Source organism: Gemmatimonas sp., assembly GCF_044345575.1.
Classification (GTDB): Bacteria; Gemmatimonadota; Gemmatimonadetes; order Gemmatimonadales; family Gemmatimonadaceae; genus Gemmatimonas.
Genome location: NZ_JBIJAW010000156.1, coordinates 1 through 7,786 on the forward strand (window position 1 = coordinate 1; position 7,786 = coordinate 7,786).

At 68.6% G+C, this 7,786-nt stretch carries 8 protein-coding genes; 2 read left to right on the top strand and 6 right to left on the bottom strand.

The annotated features are described in order from the left end of the window. Positions 1-884: DNA recombination protein RmuC (locus tag ACIQ6O_RS10190; protein ID WP_396207678.1), on the top strand; the 884-nt coding region annotated here is incomplete at its 5' end. 3 nt (positions 885-887) lie between these two features. Here the strand turns inward: ACIQ6O_RS10190 and ACIQ6O_RS10195 are convergent. The 4 genes from ACIQ6O_RS10195 to ACIQ6O_RS10210 all read right to left on the bottom strand — a co-directional run bounded on the left by ACIQ6O_RS10195 (position 888) and on the right by ACIQ6O_RS10210 (position 5,102). Continuing rightward, complete coding sequence (locus ACIQ6O_RS10195) at positions 888-1,508, bottom strand: hypothetical protein (protein WP_396207679.1); 621 nt, start codon at positions 1,506-1,508, stop codon at positions 888-890. A gap of 94 nt (positions 1,509-1,602) precedes the next feature. Continuing rightward, positions 1,603-3,360 carry a putative ABC exporter domain-containing protein gene (locus ACIQ6O_RS10200; protein WP_396207680.1) on the bottom strand — a complete coding sequence of 586 codons (1,758 nt, stop codon included), beginning with the start codon at positions 3,358-3,360 and terminating at the stop codon, positions 1,603-1,605. Continuing rightward, complete coding sequence (locus ACIQ6O_RS10205) at positions 3,357-4,112, bottom strand: ABC transporter ATP-binding protein (protein WP_396207681.1); 756 nt, start codon at positions 4,110-4,112, stop codon at positions 3,357-3,359. The genes ACIQ6O_RS10200 and ACIQ6O_RS10205 overlap by 4 nt, the downstream gene beginning before the upstream one ends. A 42-nt stretch (positions 4,113-4,154) precedes the next feature. Continuing rightward, positions 4,155-5,102, bottom strand: coding sequence for a hypothetical protein (locus ACIQ6O_RS10210; protein WP_396207682.1), 948 nt, complete (start codon positions 5,100-5,102; stop codon positions 4,155-4,157). A 132-nt stretch (positions 5,103-5,234) separates the two neighbouring features. Between ACIQ6O_RS10210 and ACIQ6O_RS10215 the strand changes: the two genes are divergently transcribed. Continuing rightward, the gene (locus ACIQ6O_RS10215; protein WP_396207683.1) at positions 5,235-6,494 is read left to right on the top strand and encodes an EAL and HDOD domain-containing protein; all 1,260 of its coding nucleotides are present in this window, start codon (positions 5,235-5,237) and stop codon (positions 6,492-6,494) included. 59 nt (positions 6,495-6,553) lie between these two features. On the opposite strand, the gene ACIQ6O_RS10220 is transcribed toward ACIQ6O_RS10215, so the two are convergent. Together ACIQ6O_RS10220 and ACIQ6O_RS10225 are read right to left on the bottom strand one after the other, a co-directional pair. Beyond that, positions 6,554-7,423 (bottom strand): flagellar motor protein MotB, encoded by an 870-nt coding sequence (locus tag ACIQ6O_RS10220; protein WP_396207684.1) that lies wholly within the window; start codon positions 7,421-7,423, stop codon positions 6,554-6,556. A gap of 3 nt (positions 7,424-7,426) precedes the next feature. Then, a partial coding sequence (locus tag ACIQ6O_RS10225) for a MotA/TolQ/ExbB proton channel family protein (RefSeq protein ID WP_396207685.1) occupies positions 7,427-7,786 on the bottom strand: 360 nt, incomplete at its 5' end.

The window sequence follows — 7,786 nt, forward strand, 5'->3', positions numbered from 1 at the left end:
AGCTCGGGCGGGCGCAGGCGCAGGTGGCCGGCCAGATCGGGGAGCGGCTGGAGGCCGTGGTCCTCTCGGGCGAGCAGTTACGCCGCGAAACCCAGCAGCTGTCGCAGGCGCTGCGCGCGCCCACGGTGCGCGGGCAGTGGGGCGAGATGCAGCTGCGACGTGTGTGCGAACTGGCGGGCATGCTGGCCTACTGCGACTTCGAGCCGCAGGTCACCGTGCGCGGCGAAGACGGGGCGCTGCGCCCCGACCTCGTGGTCCGTCTCCCTGGTGATCGCCGTCTCGTGGTCGACGCCAAGGCGCCCCTCAGCGCCTACCTCGAGGCCACCGCGGCCACGGATGATCGTACGCGCCGCGCGCGCCTGGCCGATCATGCGGCGCAGGTGAGCGCGCACGTGCAGAAGCTCGCGGCGAAGCGCTACTGGGCGCAGTTCGACGATGCGCCCGACTTCGTGGTGCTGTTTCTGCCGGGCGAGGCGTTCTTTGCCGCCGCGCTCGAAGCCGACCCCACGCTGCTGGAGAGCGCCCTCGGTGACCGCGTGCTGCTCGCCACGCCCACCACGCTGATCGCACTGCTCAAGGCGGCCGCGTACGGATGGCGTCAGGAGCGGGTCGCGGAGGAAGCGCAGCAGGTGGCGCAGCTGGGGCGCGAGCTGCACGACCGCCTGGCGGTGTTCGACGAACAGCTTGTGGAGCTTGGGCGCGGGCTGCAGCGGGCCGTGACCTCATACAATCGCGCGCTGGGCAGTCTCGAATCGCGCGTGCTGGTGACGGCGCGGAAGCTGGGGGAGCGGAGCGGGGCGACCACCCCACTCGCCGAACTGCCGTTGCTCGACGCCGATGTGCGCGGAATCGCGTCGTCGGGCGTCGAGCCGCCGACGGACTAGCGCTTAGAGCGACCCCAGCAGGTCGTCGATCGCCTTGCGGTCGGCGTCTTCGAGCGATTCGGCACCGTGGATGATGCGCTGCAGGATGTCCACGGCTTCGGCCGCGAGATCGTCGGGGTGACGGCGATCCTTGGCGAAGCGCACGATGTGGCCGAGGAGGATCGTCTCGAAGGGCGTTTCCTCTTCGTCGCCCTCCTCGTCGTCGTCATCCTCGTCGTCATCATCGTCGTCGTTACCGAGCGTGGCCTCGTAGCTGGGGACGCTCTCCTTCCACGGTTCGGCGTTGTGGGCGTCGGCTTCGAGGAGCGAACGGGGGACGAGGGCGAACAAGCGGCACTGGAGCCCGGGCGCCTCTTCGTAGGCAAAGAGGCCAAGGGGCACGGGCTCGTCGAAGAGCCGGAGTTCGACCAGCCGCGCGATGGCTTCGGCCGGCATGGCGCTGCGCGCGACCATGCGCCCGTCGATGTACGCGGCGAGCGCCGACGAATCGGGGGCACGCGGATCGTCGAGCTGGGCGATGCTCACCGACACGGGTTCACGCGTGGTGACGAAGACCGCGGGGCGGGCCTCACCATCTTCGGGCGTGTGGGTGTCGTCGGTGGGGTCGAATTCGTCGGCGGACATCAGCGGAATCTCGGGCGCGGAAGAACGGGCTGCTCTCGCAGGTTAGACACCTGAGGGGCGCCCCGGTAGTGGAGCGGGCGCCGCCCCGCTGCGGTCAGGTGGTGGAGGCCACATCGCTGATGTCGGTCTCTTCGAACACGGTGCCCAGCCAGCGCAGCACGGGCCAGAGTTCCGCGGCAATGATGAGACTGGCGAGCATGGTGGCGGCGAGCACGGACCATCCCCCCCAATCATTGGTGAGCCAGAGCACGAGTGCGCCGGCCCCTACGGGAAACACGAGCGCGACAGCGGCCACGAGCGTCGTGGCGCCGGTGGTGAGCAGGTTCTGGCCCATGGTTTCGAAGCCGCGCGACTCGGTGCCCAGTCGCACCCACGCTGGAAAGAGGAGCGCGGTGCCGTTCTGGATGGTGAACATGAGGGCATTGAACGCCGGCACACCCACCACGATGGACACGAGAATGGGTACGGTGGCGCCGCTGTCGATGAAGAGTTGCGGGTCCTGCACGAACATCACGACCGGCACGGTGAGTAGCGACCAGATCGTGATGGAGTGGAGGATGGTGACGGCCGCGATCTCGGCCACCACGATGCGCCACCCCTCGAGCGGATAGGTCTTGAGGATCTCGAGACGCGGGAGATCGAGCCGCAGGTCGAAGCGCATCCAGAGGGGGCCGAGGAACAGCAGCATGGCCCCCCAACCCACGGCGACGCCCATGAGCGCATCGCCGGCGCGCTCCGATGCGGACCGGCTGATGAGCGCGAGCGCGCTGAGCCCGACGACGAAGGACACGAGCTGTGCCTTCCACGATCCCCCACGCACGGCGGCGGCGACGTTCTTCCACGCGATCGCCACCTCCGGGCGGCCGGTGAGCGCCAGTTTGGGCACCGACGTGAGCTTGCCCTTCTTCGAGCGCGCCTGCCCCATCTGCGACGCCCGGAATCGCTGGAGCACCTGCGCGCGATGCTGGGTCGCCTCGATGGCCGCCTCCTCGAACGAGGCGTCGAGGCGCACGAGCCACAGATAGTGCCCGAGGACCACGAGCCCTGCCCACAGCACCGACCAGGCCCATTCCGGGGTGCCGGCGGTGAGGATGGGCGTGAGCAGCAGGCGGACCGGCGCGAGGGCCGCGTGCGGGACGGGGGCCTGCAAGGCCTGGGTGAGGGCCTTCACCAGCGGCTTGAATCCGCCCACGCTTGCTGCGCGCAGCGCGGGGAACTCGGTGATGACGCCGAACAGCACGGCGCCGATGAGGGCGCTGAAGACGATGACGGGAATCCACATGCGACGCCGGCCGGCGGTGCCATGCTCGAGCGCGCTGGCGCGCACGATGGAAGCGCCGACGCGATGCATGGCGAGCGTGGAGAAGAGCATCCACCAGCCGATGGCGCGCGCCCAGGTGGCCACCTGCGTGGCGTCACCGCGGAAGATCACGCTGAAGATGATCGTGTTCACGAAGATGGCGAACTGCATGCGCAGCAGCTTCGTGTGCACGAGGCCACGCCGGGTGATGGGCGCGGGAAAGAGGAACTGTACTTCCGCTGGGGTGAACGCGAGCGCACTGCGATCGGCGCCGAAGAGCCACCAGCGCGCCGATGACACCAGCAGCAGGGTGCTCGCGAGGACGACGGTGACGTCGGCCAGGAGCAGCTGCGTGAGCGATGCCCCGCCCGCGCGGGTGTTGCGGAAGAGCGCCCAGTACAGGTACACCATGCCGAGGAGGACGGCCACGATGTAGCGAGGGCTGCGCACGCGCGCCGCCTGCGAGCGCAGCCGATTTACCCAACTGCGCCAGTAGAGGAACAGCATGGCCCGCGCCGGGGCGGGGGTCGTCGTGTCACCGGTGACGGTCACGAGGCGGCGATGCCCGTGGGGTCGGGTGCACCATCATCGCCGGTGAGCGCCATGAACATCTCCTCGAGGGAGCGCCCCGCCAGCTCCGGGCGCGCGGCGACGATCTCCTCGATGGTGCCAAAGGCGACCATCTGGCCCCGTCGAATGACCAACAGGCGCGTACACAGCTCTTCGACGAGATGCAGCAGGTGCGAGCTGAGGATCACCGCGGTGCCCTCACGGGCGCGCGCGGCGATGGTTTCCTTCATCCGGCGGATTCCCACCGGGTCGAGACCGGTGAGCGGTTCGTCGAGCAACAGCGCGGCGGGGCGATGCAGCAGCCCACAGGCGATGGCAAGCTTCTGCTTCATGCCACGCGAGAGCTCTGGCGGCAGCGCGTCTTTCTTGGCCGTGAGTTCGAGCTCCTCGAGCAGCGCGGGAATGCGCGGGGCGGCGTCCTGCACGCCGTACAAGCGGGCGACGAAGTGCAGGTGTTCGGTGACCGTGAGGTAATCGAACAGCTGCGGTTCGTCGGGGATGAAGGCGAGCCGGGCCTTGGCGGCGACGGGATCCTTCTGGAGATCCAGCCCTGCCACCTCGATGCGTCCCGAGGTGGGCTGCAAGATGCCGGCGAGTGCGCGCAGTGTGGTGGTCTTGCCGGCGCCGTTGGGTCCCACGAGGCCGAGGACATCACCAGGCGCGACGTGAAATGACAGGCCGCGTACCGCCACGGTGTCACCGTACAGCTTCGTGTATTCGGAAACGTCAATCACTCTAGGGGGCGCGGAGAAGGGGAGACCCGGGGACGGCGACGGTTACGGACTCGGCAGGGTGAGCGGCGCGCCAAGGGTGGCCGTCAATGTCGCGCCCGCCGCCATGCAGCGTTCGATGGTGGTATTGCGGGCCGCGGCGACGGTCCCGGCGGCAGCGCCACCGGCCGCCCCGATCACGGCGCCCCGCGCCCCGCCGCCGATCACCCGACCAAGAATACCGCCAATGATGGCCCCCGTAACGACCTTCCCCTGGTCGCTGCCGCCCTTCGACACCTTCCGTTCGGTGACGGCTGCGTCGGAGACGCGTACGGAGCCTTCCGCGGGAATGAAGTCGCCCTGCACCTGGACGCCCTTGAGCCGGAACGCGAACTCACCCGACGCGCTGTCCACCCGCGCCAGCTCCACGAGTACCGGTGTGCCCTGCGGCAGAGCAGCCCCGTCGGGGCCGGTCACGTCGCGTCCGAGCGTCACGACGAACCGATCGCCCGGGCGCTGGGTGAGCGAGCAGATGGGGGCGTTCGTGGTGCCTGACAGCGCGGCGCCGGCGGCGAGTGCGCGGACCCGCGGGGCCGGTGCGGGCGCTTCGGCCGGTGTTGGTGATGGGAGGACGGACGACGGCGCCGGTGCGGGAGCACTTGCCGCCGCGCTCACCGGCGCCGGTGCCGGGGCTTTGGGCTTTCGTGCGGCCTTTTGTGGAATTTGTCGCGATGATGGCGCTAAAGTGGGCGGTAGCGTCGCGATATTGGTGGTATCTCGAGACGGGGCAGGCGACGGTAGGTTCGCCATAGCCGTGTCGCCGATGGCCACATCGGGCGTGGCCGATGCGGCCAGGGTGAGATCGCGCGACAGGGCCGAGTCGACCGTGGCCGTCCGGTCTGCACCGGTGCCGCGACAGGCGGCGAGGCCAAGTGCGCCAGCGATCACCCAGGCGCCCACACGGCGCGATAGCGGAGTGTACGAATCGGGTTGCGCCATGCGGTGTTGCGTCATGCGGTGGACGATAGTCGGAAACGGGAACCGCGCGCCACGAGGTCGCGGTGCTCTCCAGCAATGAAAGCGGCCGCACGCTCTCCTGCTACGCCCGCGGCTGCCACGCGTTCCCCGACTCCCCGTTTCAGACGTATGTCCCTCTCTGATGTCGACGTGACACCGCCTGCGACGGCGCAACACGTGTTCATCGCCCGCCAGCCGATCTTCGACGCGCAGGAGACGCGGGTGGCCTACGAGCTGCTCTATCGGGCCACGCGGGAGGCCACCAGAGCCTACCTCGGTGAGGTGTCGCCGTCGTTGATGTGCGGCGACACGGCATTGCACGCGCTGCTCTCCATCGGTCTCGATCGGCTCACGCACGGCGCCGTTGCGTACATGAACGTGACGGAGGAGCACCTCCTCGGCGAGCTGTACAAGATCTTCGACCCCGCGGCGGTGGTGCTCGAACTGCTGGAAACGGTGGAAGGCACGCCGGCGGTAGTCGATGCCTGCCGGCGCGCGGTGGCCGACGGCTACACGCTCGCGCTGGACGACTACGACGGACGGGCGTCCCTCGACGCGCTGCTGCCGTTCGTGAAAGTGGTGAAGGTCGACGTGCTCGATCGTGATGTCCGCGTCCTGGGCCCATGGGTGGCGCGCTTGCGCGAGCGCGGGCTGACGGTGCTGGCCGAGCGCGTGGAGACACAGGAGGCGCTGGCGGCGGCCCGGGCCATCGGCTGTACGCTGTTTCAGGGGTACGTGTTCAGTCGCCCGGAAACGCTCGATGGGCGCTCGGTCAACGTGCATCAGGCCGCCGTGCTCCAGATCGTCGGCCTCCTCAACGAGCCCGACGCCACGGACAATGCCCTCGAGGAGGCCTTTCGCAGTCATCCGTCGCTGTCGCTGTCGCTGCTGCGCATCGTCAATTCGGCGGCGTTCGGTGGGCGTGGTGTGGACTCCATTCCGCATGCCCTCCAGCTCATCGGGCGCGAGGCACTCTCGCGGTGGATGCTGATCATGCTGGTGGCCACGGTGGGCTCACGTAGCCCGGTCACGCACGAGGCGGTGGTCGCGGCGCTGGTGCGCGGCCGGTTCTGCGAGACGGTTACGGCGCGCGGCGCCAGCGGGGATCCGGCGGCCCGCTTCCTGCTGGGATTGCTGTCGCGCATGGACACGTTGCTCGGTCTGCCCATGGTGCAGGTGCTCGAGCGCCTGCCCGTCAGCGGTGACGTGCGTGCCGCGTTGCTCGACCGGTGCGGGCCGCACGCGGCGATGCTGATGCTGGCCGAAGCGTATGAGCAGGGCGACTGGCCGCAGGTCGATGCGCTCTCGTCGGACGACGAGTTACCCGCGCTCTACGCCGAGGCGGTGAGCTGGGCCAACGATCGCCTGGTGACGGTAAGCAGGGCCTGATACGACGAAAGCCGTCCCGGCAGGGGACGGCTTTCGTCGTACGGCGGTCGGCCGACGGCTCAGTACGACTTCTTGAGCGGTGTGGACAGGTTCTGCACCAGTGAATCGGACTTCGCCGCCGCGAGCGCCTCGGCGTTGGGCGCGGTTTCGGGGGTCTCCGAGAACGGCAGCAGAATGGAAATGCGGCGATTGGCCGGCGCCATGGGATCGTCGAGGACCCGCGGGCGCGTGTCCGCGTACCCACGCACTTCCGCGATGCGCTCCGGGGTCACACCAGTGGACTGCAGCACGCGCCGCGCCGCGTTCGCCCGATCGCTCGAGAGTTCCCAGTTGGTGTACGCGGCATCCGATCCGAACTTGGCGCCGTCGGTATGCCCCTCGAGCACCACCGACTGGGTGATGCCGGCGAGCTCGGAGCCCACGAGCTGCAGCGTGAGCATCGTGGCGGCATTCATGCGCGACGAGCCCAGCGGGAAATACACATCGCCGCGACCGCTCTCCACGAGTTCGATACGCAGCCCCTCGCGCGTCACCTGCACGTCGACGACCGCGTTCAGCTTCTTCAGCGAATCGCTCGCCGCGAGCTTCTCCAGGATCGTCTTGCGGAGATTTTCGAACGTGCGCTGTTCGGTGGACCGCACGATCATGCGCATCGGGGTCTTCTGAATGGGACTGGGGGCCGATCCCGTACTGAGCGGGCTGGAGCCCGCACCGAACCCCTTCTTGTACCCGACGGGATTGGCGAAGTAGCCCTCGATGGCCTGCTTCGTCTTGTCGTCCATGCCGAGGATCCACATCACCATGAAGAACGCCATCATGGCGGTCACGAAGTCGGCATACGCCACCTTCCACGAGCCACCGTGGTGTCCACCACCACCGGCGACCTTCTTCTTGACGATGACGATCTTCTTGCCGCCGCGCGCCGCCATGGCTTACGCCGCCTTCTTGCGGGTGAGTTCTTCGAGTTCGGCGAAGCTGGGACGCTCGTGTGGTTCGATGTTGCGGCGCGAGAACTCCACGGCCGTCATCGGCGCATCGCCACGGGCGAACGACAGCAAGGCGGTGCGAATGCAGAGCATATAGTCGTGCTCCGCGTGGATACGGACTTCCATGGCCTTCGCCATGGGGCCGAACACGCCGTACGCCAGCAGAATGCCAAGGAACGTCCCGACGAGCGCCGCGGCCACCTTTTCACCGATTTCCGAGGCGGCACCACCGATCGAGCCCATCGTGATGATCACGCCGAGTACGGCGGCCACGATGCCGAAGCCCGGCATGGCGTCGCCGACGGC

Coding starts and splice junctions, on each gene's coding strand:
- ACIQ6O_RS10195 (WP_396207679.1), bottom strand. CDS start 1,508: ATGTCCGCCGACGAATTCGACCCCACCGACGACACCCACACGCCCGAA.
- ACIQ6O_RS10210 (WP_396207682.1), bottom strand. CDS start 5,102: ATGACGCAACACCGCATGGCGCAACCCGATTCGTACACTCCGCTATCG.
- ACIQ6O_RS10215 (WP_396207683.1), top strand. CDS start 5,235: ATGTCCCTCTCTGATGTCGACGTGACACCGCCTGCGACGGCGCAACAC.
- ACIQ6O_RS10220 (WP_396207684.1), bottom strand. CDS start 7,423: ATGGCGGCGCGCGGCGGCAAGAAGATCGTCATCGTCAAGAAGAAGGTC.